Origin of the sequence: Acinetobacter sp. BD54 (assembly GCF_044778325.1) — a bacterium.
GTDB lineage: Bacteria > Pseudomonadota > Gammaproteobacteria > Pseudomonadales > Moraxellaceae > Acinetobacter > Acinetobacter baumannii.
Map to the genome: position 1 here is coordinate 106,254 of NZ_JANJEP010000007.1, position 12,279 is coordinate 118,532.

The following is a 12,279-nucleotide window of genomic DNA, read 5'->3' on the forward strand; positions in this document are numbered from 1 at the left end:
CTCAAACAGATGTTTTAGAATACTTCATCCAGAAAGTGCAAAATGGTCCGTTTAGTTCGGAAGTAATGACTTACAAAGCTCGATAAACTCGCCAAAATTGTAATATGACCTGTTTTAGGAATCACAGCGATATGACTGTGATTTCCGCTTTGTCTAAGTGCCTGATCAAGATCAAAGGTATTTTCTTTTTTTACAAGCTGATCATTTTCAGCCATGAGCAGATAATGCTTAATATGATTTTGATTTACAAAATAATATGGCATCACTTCTTTATAAGAAATGCTTTGATCAAAAGCATCTTCGGCAAGCGGATCACCTTTATAATCAAAATGATAAGGACCTGCCAAACCAAAAATTGCTTTAATATTACCTAAACATTGAATTGTATTTGGCTTTGGATGATAAACAGCAGACATCACATTAAATGCACCTGCCGAATGTCCCATAAGCACAATATTCTCTGTCGAGATTTCCAATTTTTCTTGGTTCTGGTGTAAATAGTTTAACGCTTGCGTTAAGTCATCGACATAACTTGGAAAAATATTCTTCGGTGCGAGCTGATAGTTAATGACAGCAACGTCATAACCTTCTTTCGTAAACGCTTCACCCACAAATAAATAGTCTCGTTTATTACCATGTTGCCAAGCACCACCATGTACAAAAACAATGAGTGGTCGATGAGCTAAGCGCTTAGTAGAACGATAAATATCTAGACGATGGCGAGGCTTTAAGCCATAACGCACATTTAAAACCTGCTCAAAACCATCTTTTGGCGTAAAACGGTTTAAAGCAAAGCTCCCCAAATCATACAGACGGAACTCTTTATAAAGAGTTCTCGCCTGCTCAATTTTGCTTTGTAATTGTTCAATCAGGTTCATATTTTATTGTGCAGAAGATGCTGGATCTGTTTGGTCCGGATCAATTGCAACAGGAGTTTGAACTGTTGGTTGAGCAAGAACATTATTAATTACTGGTGTAGTTGTTGCGCTGGCAGTACTCGCTGCTGGAGCAGGCGCTAAATCAATATTATCAATGAGCGTTACAATCTTAGTCACGTTACCGACATTTTGAAGCACATTGTTTAAATCATTAATTTCAGCTGTGTTTAAACGGCCCATCACGTATAAAACACCATCTTCGGTATGGACCAGTACTTTACTGTCCGATACTACTGGCGCTTTCATTAATAAAGCACGTGTATTTGCAGTTACCCCAGCATCTTGCATAATCGTGTTATAGCTTACTTTGTTACCCACCGTAATATAGTTATGTACGGCTTTCACATCACTCATGGCTTTAACGTTGTCTTCTGCCAACTGTTTTAAGTATGGGTCTGGCACCTGTCCAGTTAACAATACTGTGCTATGGAAGCTTTCGATGTTAATACGAGATTGTTTAAAACGCTGATCAAGCTTATAGAGGTTAATATTCGCTGTACGCTTAATTGAAGAATCAATAAATACTTGGCCTAAGCTACGTACACCACTATCTGTTCCAACTGGAGCTGTACCTGTTCCACCAGAAATAAAACTTGCGCAACCTGACAAACTTGCGACACAAAGCGCTGTTACAGCAATACGTTTCAACACTCCACCAGACTCCTATCAATCTCTTCTTGGCTTGATCATAAAACATCGGTCTTTAATTTGCTCAAAAGAGTAATGAACTCTTAATCCAAAGTAAATGCATTTTCGATCCATTGCAGATCATAATGGAATTTTGAAAAGTCTTGCTGTACTGTTTTTGCAATTTTCTGTGGAAAATCAAAACAAATCACATCAAAACGACAATAAAAATCCTGATAAGATGGGTAGCGCTTTAAAAACCTCATCGCCGTCTTAATTATTTTTTTCTGTTTGCTCAAGGTCACCATTTCACAAGCTTGACCATAATTTCCCTGCCCTCGCGCTTTTACCTCAACAAAAATCAATTCGTTACCACGTTTTACAATCAGATCGACCTCTCCACGGCGTGAATGATAATTACTGGCGACCCATTCATAATTTTGTTCTTTTAAAAGTTTTAGTGCTGTTTGTTCCGCCCATTGGCCCAACTGCTGTGCAACTAACATAATTTTTTTGTTTCCCCAATTAAAAATGTAAATACTGTTAAAGCCGGTTCTATACCTTTTTATTTTTGAATTGAACAAATCAAAAGCAGATGTTTCGAAAAATAAAAAGCCTACTGACATTGTTCACGCCAAAAACATAATTTCGGGTACACTAACCCATTAAAATTGTTTATCTGTACGGAGTAAAAACCAAATGAGTGCTCAGTTATTTGTTGTAGCCACCCCAATCGGGCACTTAGATGATATGACTTTCCGTGCAATTGATATCTTAAAAACAGTTTCTGTTGTTGCTGCCGAAGATACACGCCAATCAGCTCAATTATTCAAACACTATAATATATCTACCCCACTTACCGCATGCCACGACCATAATGAAAGCAACAAAATTGAGCAGTTAGTTCAAAAGCTACTTGCTGGTGAAAATATTGCTTTGATTAGTGATGCAGGCACACCACTTATTAGTGACCCTGGGTTTAAACTGGTTCGTGCTGCTCAAGAAAATGGTATTAGGGTTGTACCTGTACCGGGTGCATGTGCTGCAATTGCTGCTTTAAGTGCTGTAGGTCTACCAAGTGACCGTTTTAGTTTTGAAGGCTTTTTACCATCAAAGGCTTCTCAACGTATTTCGCAACTCGAAAAGCTTAAAAATGAAACTCAAACCTTAATTTTCTATGAAGCGCCACATCGTATTTTAGAATGCGTAAAAAATATGGCTGAAGTATTTGGTGAAAACCGCCCTGTAGGTTTCGCGCGTGAAATTACCAAAACATTTGAAACGATCAAAAAAATGACCTTAAAAGATTTGGTTAGTTTTATTGAAAATGACCATAACCAAGAAAAAGGTGAAATTGTTCTTGTAGTTGGCGGTGCACCAGAAAAAACCGATCTGGAACAAGAAAAACTAGATGAGCTTTTAAAGCGCTTACTTCAAGATTTATCAGTTAAAGCAGCATCTCAACTGGCTGCTGATTTAACGGGTATTAAGAAAAAAGTCGCTTATCAACGTGCGCTTGAGTTAACACAATCTTAATTTATTAACTAAACGGTGATGACCAATGCCTATGTCATCACCGCGCATAAATTTTGCATAACAATATTAAAGATAAAAAAATAAGAGTATTGATATGACTGAATCACTTGGAAAACTTGGCCCGCATGAAGGACAAGAACTAGAATTATTACTTTCAGGCAAAAAACCTATCGCTTATTTTTATGAGTTATTACCCATTGAATTTATAAAACATCTTGAGCAAGGATCTTTATCTATGCTCAGTAAAGACATTGAAACTTCTCTGTCTCTCCCCTTTTCAATTATGTTGATCTATAAAGATGCGTCTTTAGCAGATTTGAATGAACTCATGTTATGTATTGAAAAATCACTAAAGGAGACTCAGCTCGAAGATCGCTTAGAGCTTGACCGTAGAATCGGACAACTTTTAGGTTACTCAACACAAGATGATATAGAGTTTTATATTCAACACATTTCAAATCGACATTTAAAAACTAAGATCTAAAATTATCTCAATATCTGTTTTGCTGATTCAACAATGGTCTCAGTCAGTACATCAAGTTGTTTCGACTGTCTTTTCCAGTGATGCCAATATAAAGGAACATCAAGTTGAGCCTCAGGCATAATATCAATAAGTGTTCCATTTTCGAGTAATGGTTGAACCTGAAGCTCGGGCACCATGCCATAACCCAAACCTAGCTGAATTGCTTTAACAAAAGCATCTGTTGCCGGAATAAAACTATAAGGATAACTCTGCATTGGTAAACCGTATCCTTTTAATAAAACCTCTGAATGCATTAAATCTTTATGGTTAAAAATAACCGCCGGTGTTTTTCTTAAAACTTCTCGGTTAATTCCACCACTAAACCACCGATTTACAAACTCGGCCGATGCCAGCATTTTATAGCGCATTTTACCAAGAGGCTGAGCTAAGCAACCCGCCATCACTTGCTCTTCTGCTGTAATACATGCATTGACCTGCCCCGTTTCTAGCAAAGTATGCGTGTGTGATTGATCATCAATTTTTAGCTCTAACACTATTTTTTCTTTAAAAAGTGTTTGCTGAATACTGGGTAAAAGCCAAGTTGCTAATGAGTCTGCATTTGAAGCCAACGCAATTTTATAAAATTCTGAGTCGGATGATTTGCCCATTAAGCCTTGTAATAGATTTTGCTCCATTAGCCTTGTATGACGTAAATGCTGGAGTAAGGTTTGCCCTGCTTGTGTAAGTACACAAGGACGGCCACGTATAATTAAAATCTGACCTAAATATTTTTCTAGCGCTTGTACACGTAGTGATACAGCAGAGGGAGTTATACATAAGTGCTCTCCTGCCGCATCAAAACTCCCGACTTCTGCAACCGCCAGAAAAGCTTCACACTGCTTACTATCTAACATACAAAACCTAAATTATTTTTAGCCAAACCTAAATATTCTTAATTTTACTTATTTCTTAATAAAAAGTCAGATAATTCCCCCATCTGATTTGTTTCTGCTTAATGGTTATGCTTTCTCTGAGTGTGTTTTTTAAAGGTTTAGGTATTGGTAGCGGCCTAATTGTAGCAATTGGTGCCCAAAATGCTTTTGTTCTAAAGCAAGGGCTTAAACAGCAATATGTATTTTGGCTATGTTTAATTTGTGCCCTGTCCGATTCAATTTTAATCGCCTGTGGTGTATTAGGTTTTGCCGAAATTATGACAGCATCACCCATCTTAATCACAATCGCTAAATATTTAGGGGCAACGTTCTTATTCGTCTACGGTGCAAAAGCCTTCTATGCCGCGTTTAAAACTAACCAAGGCATGGAGCTTGATAGCAGCCAAAAGCAGACTTTAACCCAAGCACTTATAACCTGTCTTGCCTTTACTTGGCTGAATCCACATGTTTATTTAGATACCATTGTACTGATTGGTTCGGTTGCGACACAGCTAGAAGATAAAATCAGTTTTGCCTTAGGTAGCATTCTTGCCTCTTGGATCTTCTTTTTCAGTCTAGGCTATGGTGCAAGATTTCTAAAACCATTATTTATCAATCCAAAAGCTTGGAAAATTTTAGATTTCATGATTGGTTGCGTTATGTGGAGTATCGCAATATCACTTCTCATCTAATGCATTCAAAAACAAAAAAGTACCATGTAAGCATGGTACTTTTTTATGCAATCAAGATTAAGCTTCTGAACCCAACATTAACTTTGATTGTTTTCTTTCTTGTAATGATTGCTTAATCACAGCGTAACCCGAAGATACACCTAAATATGCAATAACAAAGGCTACGAACAAATCAGGAAATATAGTGCCTGTTCCAAACACGCCTACAGCAGCCAAAACAACAGCAATATTGGCGATAGAGTCATTTCGACTACACAGCCACACAGAACGCATATTGGCATCACCATCTCTAAATGCATAAAGCATTAAAGCAACGGAAACGTTAGCAATTAAAGCCATTACCCCAATTGCCCCCATAACCATCGGTTCAGGTGAAACTCCATGAAAAAATGACCATACCACTTTTGCAATGACGAAGAAACCAAAAGCGGCCATCGTTATACCCTTAACAAGTGCTGCGGTTGCGCGCCAATAAAGGCTCATCGAGAGTACAACTAAAGACAAAGCATAATTTGCTGCATCTCCTGCAAAATCTAATGCATCTGCCCATAATGAAACAGATTGGGCTTTATAACCGCCGACTATCTCAACGACAAACATGAGTGCATTAATTACAAGAGCAATCCATAACGCTTTTCTAAAGCGCGGGCTTGCTTTCTTTGTAGGAGAGCAGGTTGAAGCACATCCACATCCAGCCATTTTATTTCCTCAAAAACTCTTTTATAGTGATTAAAAACCCTTGAGTAGCTCCAGAGTCAAGTCTTATGAGTCTTTCTATTGGTCAATTATCAAAAAAAGCAAATGTCCCGATCGATACTATTCGTTATTACGAAAAAGTAGGTGTATTGGACCGCATTCAGCGCTCAGAAAATAATTATCGTGTTTACACAGATCAAACACTCGCAGACCTATTATTTATTAAACATTGCCGTGAATTAGATATTTCTCTCAGTGATATTAAAACACTAAAAGAAATGAAAGCTCAGCCGAAACGGGCTTGTACGGAAGTTGATAATTTGGTGAATAAATACTTGATAGAAGTATCGGAAAAGATTGAACGTCTATTGCTTTTAAAAGAAACCCTAATCGATTTAAAACAACACTGCTCTACCGACCGTACAGTAGATGAATGCGGCATTTTAAAAGAACTACAAAACCATCTTTAAATCATCATAAAACGGGCAATAAAAAAGCATCACTCAAGTGATGCTTTTTTAATATTAACGATCGCTATGTTCATCTGGTGGAACTTCTGTGATTCTTCCGCCACGAGCTAAAAACGCAGCGACTTCATCTTCCAACGCTTGGCGTTGTTTTTGTTTCGCAGTTACAGTAAGCGTTTCTGCTTCTGCAAGATCGGCATCAGTTAAGTTGCCTGCTTCTTCATCAGCTGCGCCACTTTCAGCCGCTTTGGCTTCATCTTCATCTACAGCAGAATCTTCTGCATCTTCATAATCATTGATATCTGTCATTTTTACACTCCCCACAATGATTTGTATTGCATCATCGCTATGGTCTTCGAGACCTCAGAAATTTAGCAATCTCTTTGCATTTAGCAAAGAGCCAAATTGGTCAAATCCGTATCTTTTCTGACCGAATTGGTAATGATATATAAATGATTGTTTAAAAAATATCTACTGATATTTATTTAGATCAGTAGAGCATAAACTTCGTAATTATTTTAACGACTATACTGGGTGTTTTGTAAAGCCCCTAAACCATTTGCTTGTTGCATAAAACGCTCTTTTAAGAACGAAATTTGTTCAATTTGCTTGAGTCCCACATTCCGGGCCCAAATCAATGGAAATAGCTCACTGCTTTCTAGCCAACCAATTGCCGACATACTATGCATCATCGCATCATTCTGTCCTTTACGGCGGTGTTCATAACGCATTAAGGTTTGTTCATGCGCCCATACACCACGACCTAAATCATGCAATAGTGCATCACAGAGTACAGCTGCATCTAAACAACCAATATTCACCCCTTGTCCAGCAAGTGGATGAATCACATGAGCTGCATCGCCAATGAGGGCTAGGCCATCTTTAACGTATTGTTTTGCGGCACGCGCTTTCAATGGAAATTGGGCTCTTGAACGAACATCGAGCACTTCACCCAACATATGTTGGCTTTCACGAGTTAGAAGTTGCATAAACTCAGCATCACTTAAAGCTGAATATTCATCGGCATAATCATCTGGTAGTGTCCAGACAATGGACTGCCAGTAGCCATTTTCACTTTCTTCAAGACTCGCCATTGGCAAATATGCTAAAGGCCCTGTAGGTAAGAAGATTTGCCTAGCAACATAATGATGAGGCTTAGACGTTTTTATCGCACAGCTAATCGCTGCTTGTTTGTAATCTAGTACATCTAGATCAATAAAGGCTTGCTCACGTACAAATGAATTGGCACCATCAGCACCAATAAGCAGTTTAGTTTTAAGTGTCGTGCCATCTGCCAATTGAATATGCCAACACCCGACACCTTGCTCAATACGTGTCACACGGACTTGAGTACGATAATCTGTTAACTGTTCAAGCATTTTTTGTTGAATAGCAACATTCAATACACTTGGCTCAACCATAGAACCCAAGGCTTGCTCTGGCATTGGTCTTTGTACAGACTCATGGCCAAAATTAATTTCCCCATAGCCATTTAAATTCCACACTTGCATGCCGGTATAAGGCATTTGACGTGCCAAATCATCCCAGACATTGACTGTTTTAAGTAAATGAATCGTCGCTTGGCTAAGTGCTAAAACACGTGGATTCATCACGCTTAATGTTTTTTCAACATCAAGTACAGGGGCAGCATCAAGCACGGTAGGCTGTACACCACCTTGTGCAAGTAATAAAGCAGTTAAGCCACCAACTAGTCCACCACCAACAATGACGACATCTAACACTTCACTCATGCTTTTAACCCCATTGCATAGTTTGCTACCAGTGGCTTCACACCCGGAATGACATCAAATGCAATTAATCCCGTATTACGGATTAATTTTAATAATGGGTTTTGGTTACTAAAGCCCCGGACTACGGTATCGCAAAATTTAATTACTCGCTGCTGGTCAGATAAACGGGCTTGTTCATACGCAAGTAAATTATCTGGGTTACCAATATCATCAGATGCGCTTAACTGGTTCACTAAATAACGCAGCAATACATCTGCATCACGCAGACATAAATTAAAACCTTGGCCTGCAACCGGATGAATAGTGTGTGCTGCATTACCCATTAAAATAACGCGTCCAACCGCTTGTTTATGCGCAAGCACTTGTGAAAGCGGATAACTAAAGCGTTTACCCGTTTTTTCAAATTTACCCGCTCTGTCACCATAAGTTTTTTGCAAAGCATCTAAAAAGTGTTGGTCGTTTTCTTCACCCAACCACTCACCTTCAGTGCCTTTTTTAACAGGCCATACCACTGAGCGACGGTATTCACCCGGTAAAGGCAACAAAGCTAAAGGCCCTAATGCACTAAAACGCTCAAATCCTACATGCTCATGCGGTTTTGAAGTCTGAACAGTCGTAACGATCGCAACCTGATCATAGTCGTGGACATCAACACCCACACCAATTGCTTGACGACAGAAAGAATCTCGCCCATCTGCTGCAATTAATAATTTTGACTCAAGCTTTAAGACTTCATCACCACGCTGAGCTTCAATATGTACCTGTTCAGCGTCTTGAGTTAAAGCAATTACTTGTACGCCATCAATCAGTTCAATCAAAGGTTGTTGACGTACTTGAGTTAATAAAACACGACCGAGCCATGCATTTTCAATGACTTGTCCAAAGCTTTCCACTTTTTCTTGTTCTGCAACTAAACGAGCTTTACCAAAACTGCCTTGCTCAGTAATGTGAACTTGCAAAATTGGAGTGGCATGCTGTTGTAAGGCATCCCATAACCCTAACTTCTGATAAATCTGTACGCTACGACGTGATAAAGCCGTATTTCGCGCATCAAAACTGGAATGATAAGGGGCAACATTTTGATCATCATAGTTTGGGTATTTCACAGCTTCTAATAGCTTTACCGCGATATTAGCCTTCGCCAGCATGAGGGAAAGGCTTAAACCCACCATACCCCCACCTACAATAATCACTTGTTGTTGCATCGAGTTTTGCTCCTTTGGCGAATACGTTTAATTATGCTTTAGCTTGCGCCATTAAATGTTCAATATCTGCAATATCTTTAACCACATCGGCCGTTAAAACTCGTGGGCCTTTTGAGGTTGCGACTACATCATCTTCAATACGAATGCCAATACCACACCATTTTTTATCTACAGTTTCGTCATCTGGTGCAATGTATAAACCGGGTTCAACAGTAACAACCATGCCCTCTTCATATTGGCGCCAGTCGTCATCTTTTTTATAAGAACCGACATCATGTACATCCATACCTAACCAGTGGCCTGTACCATGCATATAAAATTGACGATAGGCTTCTGTTTCAATCAGCTCACTCACATCACCTTTGAGCAAACCTAAATCAACTAAGCCTTCCGTTAAAATTTTGACTGCCACCTCATGAGGCTCACGGTATGAGTTACCTATACGTACTGCATCAATCGCCGCATATTGAGAGGCTAATACCACTTCATACAATGCTTTTTGTTCGGGGCTAAATTTCCCATTTACGGGAAAAGTACGGGTAATATCCGATGCATAGAACTCATATTCACATGCAGCATCAATTAAAACCAAATCACCGTCTTTAAGAGCTTGGTTATTTTCAACATAGTGCAAAATACAAGCATTGGCACCGCCACCAACAATACTGTTGTAAGAAGGCACACAGCCGTTTTGCCCAAATATATAATTGAGCTCGGCTTCTAGTGCATATTCCATCATGCCGGGGCGAACAGTTTGCATTGCACGAGTATGTGCCTTAGCACTAATTGTTGAAGCAATTTGCATCAGCTCAATTTCTTGCGGTGATTTAATTAAACGCATTTCATCAACAATGCGATCAAGTTGAACTAACTGGGCTGGAGCGGCTTCATGACGATGCTCGGCATTCGCTTTTTTGATCCATTGGCTTACTCTGGCATCAAATGCAGCATTGTGTCCGATTCGATAATAAAGACGCTCTTTATTTAATAATTTTTCAATAATTTCTTCATCAAGCAGATCAATTGCATAAGCTTCATCTGCTTCGTACTCTTCAATTGCGCCGTCAATTCCCGCACGATAACCATTCCAGATTTCCATCTCACGATTACGTTCACGGCAAAAAAGACTATAGCTATAGTCAGTAACGTCATCAAAGGTTTCAATGACAGCAACTGCCTCAGGCTCTGCAAAACCCGTCAAATAGAAAAAACTACTATCGGCACGGAATTTATAATCCGCATCACGATTACGGTACATTTCCTCACGCGTTGCAATAATCGCAATGCTGTTTGGACCCATTTTTTCTGCTAGACGGTTTCTGCGATGTTGAAAATCAGCTTGAGGCAATTTCATAATGATCTACTTGATTTAGAATTTTAAAGTCAAAAAATTAAACACAGCCAATAACACATCGCCTCAATTAACTTGGGCGATGTGGTGTAAACATTTCTACAATATTTTGATCTGCGGTGCCTACAGTAGAAGTTTTACTTTTTGCATAAAAGTTTTTCAACAATGAACTTTCAGCCACTGTTACTTTCTTTTTACCAATAGATAAGCTTACTGGAATAAGGCGTACAAATTCATACAATTCTTCGTAACTGCTTTCGCCTTCTTCATCGTTATCAGAGTCTTCAAATTCTACTGCTGCAACATCTTGCAAATGTTCGATCAACTCACGCTCATCTGTACGAACATGGCCCGATGCCAAACCAAAACCGAGCACAACGCCAGCACACCAATCTGACAATGCTTGTACACGGTCTTGAAGAAGATGTTCATCATCTGGAAGCATTGGTAAATAGTCCAATTCATCTTCCGATAATGCATGTGCTACATCTTCTGCTTCATCTGTTAAAAGCGCTAAAGCTTCTTCATTTAACTCAGGCACATTAAGAGTTGTTAAAATTTGTGTCCATTCTTCACGCGTAGGCGCTTCTGTCACACAAACAATACCTGTTAATAAACCATGTAACTCACTAGGGCTTGAAATTTCTTCAATTCCTTCAAAATGAGCGTTCCATTCTGTCCAGCCTGAAATATCGTCTTGCATTCGTTTATCCAATCTCTATACTTCGTATATATTACCTTTGATTGCAATTCTGTGCGACCTCGTTATGTTAGAACAATTACAGCGTCTACAAGCGCATATTGGCGTTTTAAAAACACGCTTACATCATCTAGAGAGTGAAAATTCTGCTCTCTCGGAAGCTAAAGAACTGGCTGAAACAGAGCATCACGCACAAGTTGTGCAAAAAAATAGCATCATCACTAAAAAACAAGAGGAAATTGAGACATTAACTGAGCAACTCACTCAGTTACAAGGCCAATTTCAACAATTGAATCAAGATGCTAACACACTTGCAGAGCGTTACAGCCGCCTAGAAAAAAGTACGACCGATTTAAAAAATCGTTTTCAGGAAATTTTGGCAGAGCGTAATGAATTACGCGTTACCAAAGAAAAACTTCAGTCACAGCAACGTCAAACTCAACAAGAGTTACACGACTTGCAGCAAGATCGTGACCGTTTGTTACAAAAAAATGAACTTGCCAAAGCAAAAGTTGAAGCCATCATTCAACGTTTAGCAATTTTAGGTACTGCTCAAGATCAACATGCGCAAGAAATTCAGCAACTTGCTCATCCAAATGCTGAAGCTGGTGAGGAGACACAATCATGAGTGAACAAGTCATGGTAGAGCTTCGGCTGATTGAACAAACTTTTAGGCTTGCAACGACTTCTGATAAAAGAGAAGAGCTTGAACGTGCAGCTGAGCTTCTCAATGAAAAATTCAACGATATGCGCCGTAGTGCACCTCGTGTTGAGCATAATAAACTTGTCATCATGGTAGCTCTACAGCTTACTCAAGAAGTATTAAGTTTAAATAAATCTTTGCAAGAATATGCGCATTGTGAACGTTTACTCCAGACTATTTTGGAAGATGTTGAACAAATAGTGTAAACAATTCGCATA

At 39.1% G+C, this 12,279-nt stretch carries 16 protein-coding genes; 6 read left to right on the forward strand and 10 right to left on the reverse strand.

Annotation, left to right across the window (positions count from 1 at the left end):
* Positions 1-14: 14 nt before the first annotated feature.
* The 3 genes from NQ782_RS12840 to NQ782_RS12850 form a co-directional block, all read right to left on the reverse strand.
* Entirely contained in the window at positions 15-878 is an 864-nt protein-coding gene (locus NQ782_RS12840) for an alpha/beta hydrolase (protein WP_001048903.1), read from the reverse strand.
* Between the two features lie 3 nt (positions 879-881).
* Positions 882-1,589, reverse strand: a complete 708-nt coding sequence (locus NQ782_RS12845) for a BON domain-containing protein (RefSeq protein WP_000919363.1) — start codon at positions 1,587-1,589, stop codon at positions 882-884.
* A gap of 80 nt (positions 1,590-1,669) precedes the next feature.
* Positions 1,670-2,071, reverse strand: coding sequence for a YraN family protein (locus NQ782_RS12850; protein ID WP_057094465.1), 402 nt, complete (start codon positions 2,069-2,071; stop codon positions 1,670-1,672).
* 193 nt (positions 2,072-2,264) lie between these two features.
* Between NQ782_RS12850 and rsmI the strand changes: the two genes are divergently transcribed.
* Together rsmI and NQ782_RS12860 are read left to right on the forward strand one after the other, a co-directional pair.
* The gene (gene rsmI / locus NQ782_RS12855; protein ID WP_057094453.1) at positions 2,265-3,101 is read left to right on the forward strand and encodes a 16S rRNA (cytidine(1402)-2'-O)-methyltransferase; all 837 of its coding nucleotides are present in this window, start codon (positions 2,265-2,267) and stop codon (positions 3,099-3,101) included.
* A 94-nt stretch (positions 3,102-3,195) separates the two neighbouring features.
* Positions 3,196-3,585: a hypothetical protein gene (locus tag NQ782_RS12860; RefSeq protein ID WP_057094455.1), complete on the forward strand. Its 390-nt coding sequence runs from the start codon at positions 3,196-3,198 to the stop codon at positions 3,583-3,585.
* Positions 3,586-3,587: 2 nt separating this feature from the next.
* On the opposite strand, the gene NQ782_RS12865 is transcribed toward NQ782_RS12860, so the two are convergent.
* Complete coding sequence (locus NQ782_RS12865) at positions 3,588-4,478, reverse strand: LysR family transcriptional regulator ArgP (RefSeq protein ID WP_031962848.1); 891 nt, start codon at positions 4,476-4,478, stop codon at positions 3,588-3,590.
* A gap of 107 nt (positions 4,479-4,585) precedes the next feature.
* Here NQ782_RS12865 and NQ782_RS12870 point away from each other — a divergent pair, with 107 nt between their 5' ends.
* Entirely contained in the window at positions 4,586-5,188 is a 603-nt protein-coding gene (locus NQ782_RS12870) for a LysE/ArgO family amino acid transporter (protein ID WP_057094467.1), read from the forward strand.
* A 57-nt stretch (positions 5,189-5,245) separates the two neighbouring features.
* Here the strand turns inward: NQ782_RS12870 and NQ782_RS12875 are convergent, their stop codons facing one another.
* On the reverse strand, positions 5,246-5,887 hold the full coding sequence (locus NQ782_RS12875; RefSeq protein WP_000896580.1) for a cation transporter: 642 nt from the start codon (positions 5,885-5,887) through the stop codon (positions 5,246-5,248).
* 65 nt (positions 5,888-5,952) lie between these two features.
* Between NQ782_RS12875 and NQ782_RS12880 the strand changes: the two genes are divergently transcribed.
* On the forward strand, positions 5,953-6,354 hold the full coding sequence (locus tag NQ782_RS12880; protein ID WP_057094457.1) for a MerR family transcriptional regulator: 402 nt from the start codon (positions 5,953-5,955) through the stop codon (positions 6,352-6,354).
* A 54-nt stretch (positions 6,355-6,408) separates the two neighbouring features.
* On the opposite strand, the gene NQ782_RS12885 is transcribed toward NQ782_RS12880, so the two are convergent.
* The 5 genes from NQ782_RS12885 to NQ782_RS12905 all read right to left on the reverse strand — a co-directional run bounded on the left by NQ782_RS12885 (position 6,409) and on the right by NQ782_RS12905 (position 11,361).
* Positions 6,409-6,660, reverse strand: coding sequence for a hypothetical protein (locus NQ782_RS12885; RefSeq protein WP_000129799.1), 252 nt, complete (start codon positions 6,658-6,660; stop codon positions 6,409-6,411).
* Between the two features lie 209 nt (positions 6,661-6,869).
* On the reverse strand, positions 6,870-8,102 hold the full coding sequence (locus tag NQ782_RS12890; protein ID WP_057094459.1) for an FAD-dependent monooxygenase: 1,233 nt from the start codon (positions 8,100-8,102) through the stop codon (positions 6,870-6,872).
* The gene (locus tag NQ782_RS12895; RefSeq protein ID WP_001187366.1) at positions 8,099-9,307 is read right to left on the reverse strand and encodes an FAD-dependent monooxygenase; all 1,209 of its coding nucleotides are present in this window, start codon (positions 9,305-9,307) and stop codon (positions 8,099-8,101) included. The genes NQ782_RS12890 and NQ782_RS12895 overlap by 4 nt, the downstream gene beginning before the upstream one ends.
* 31 nt (positions 9,308-9,338) lie before the next feature.
* Entirely contained in the window at positions 9,339-10,661 is a 1,323-nt protein-coding gene (pepP, locus tag NQ782_RS12900) for a Xaa-Pro aminopeptidase (protein WP_057094461.1), read from the reverse strand.
* Positions 10,662-10,728: 67 nt separating this feature from the next.
* The gene (locus NQ782_RS12905; protein WP_057094463.1) at positions 10,729-11,361 is read right to left on the reverse strand and encodes a UPF0149 family protein; all 633 of its coding nucleotides are present in this window, start codon (positions 11,359-11,361) and stop codon (positions 10,729-10,731) included.
* A 64-nt stretch (positions 11,362-11,425) separates the two neighbouring features.
* On the opposite strand from NQ782_RS12905, the gene NQ782_RS12910 reads away from it, so the two are divergent.
* Positions 11,426-11,986 carry a hypothetical protein gene (locus NQ782_RS12910; RefSeq protein ID WP_000893185.1) on the forward strand — a complete coding sequence of 187 codons (561 nt, stop codon included), beginning with the start codon at positions 11,426-11,428 and terminating at the stop codon, positions 11,984-11,986.
* Positions 11,983-12,267: a cell division protein ZapA gene (locus NQ782_RS12915; protein ID WP_000003719.1), complete on the forward strand. Its 285-nt coding sequence runs from the start codon at positions 11,983-11,985 to the stop codon at positions 12,265-12,267. The genes NQ782_RS12910 and NQ782_RS12915 overlap by 4 nt, the downstream gene beginning before the upstream one ends.
* Positions 12,268-12,279: the final 12 nt, after the last annotated feature.

Coding starts and splice junctions, on each gene's coding strand:
- NQ782_RS12865 (WP_031962848.1), bottom strand. CDS start 4,478: ATGTTAGATAGTAAGCAGTGTGAAGCTTTTCTGGCGGTTGCAGAAGTC.
- NQ782_RS12860 (WP_057094455.1), top strand. CDS start 3,196: ATGACTGAATCACTTGGAAAACTTGGCCCGCATGAAGGACAAGAACTA.
- NQ782_RS12880 (WP_057094457.1), top strand. CDS start 5,953: ATGAGTCTTTCTATTGGTCAATTATCAAAAAAAGCAAATGTCCCGATC.
- pepP (WP_057094461.1), bottom strand. CDS start 10,661: ATGAAATTGCCTCAAGCTGATTTTCAACATCGCAGAAACCGTCTAGCA.
- NQ782_RS12840 (WP_001048903.1), bottom strand. CDS start 878: ATGAACCTGATTGAACAATTACAAAGCAAAATTGAGCAGGCGAGAACT.
- NQ782_RS12875 (WP_000896580.1), bottom strand. CDS start 5,887: ATGGCTGGATGTGGATGTGCTTCAACCTGCTCTCCTACAAAGAAAGCA.
- NQ782_RS12905 (WP_057094463.1), bottom strand. CDS start 11,361: ATGCAAGACGATATTTCAGGCTGGACAGAATGGAACGCTCATTTTGAA.
- NQ782_RS12910 (WP_000893185.1), top strand. CDS start 11,426: ATGTTAGAACAATTACAGCGTCTACAAGCGCATATTGGCGTTTTAAAA.
- NQ782_RS12890 (WP_057094459.1), bottom strand. CDS start 8,102: ATGAGTGAAGTGTTAGATGTCGTCATTGTTGGTGGTGGACTAGTTGGT.
- NQ782_RS12870 (WP_057094467.1), top strand. CDS start 4,586: ATGCTTTCTCTGAGTGTGTTTTTTAAAGGTTTAGGTATTGGTAGCGGC.
- rsmI (WP_057094453.1), top strand. CDS start 2,265: ATGAGTGCTCAGTTATTTGTTGTAGCCACCCCAATCGGGCACTTAGAT.
- NQ782_RS12895 (WP_001187366.1), bottom strand. CDS start 9,307: ATGCAACAACAAGTGATTATTGTAGGTGGGGGTATGGTGGGTTTAAGC.
- NQ782_RS12885 (WP_000129799.1), bottom strand. CDS start 6,660: ATGACAGATATCAATGATTATGAAGATGCAGAAGATTCTGCTGTAGAT.
- NQ782_RS12850 (WP_057094465.1), bottom strand. CDS start 2,071: ATGTTAGTTGCACAGCAGTTGGGCCAATGGGCGGAACAAACAGCACTA.
- NQ782_RS12915 (WP_000003719.1), top strand. CDS start 11,983: ATGAGTGAACAAGTCATGGTAGAGCTTCGGCTGATTGAACAAACTTTT.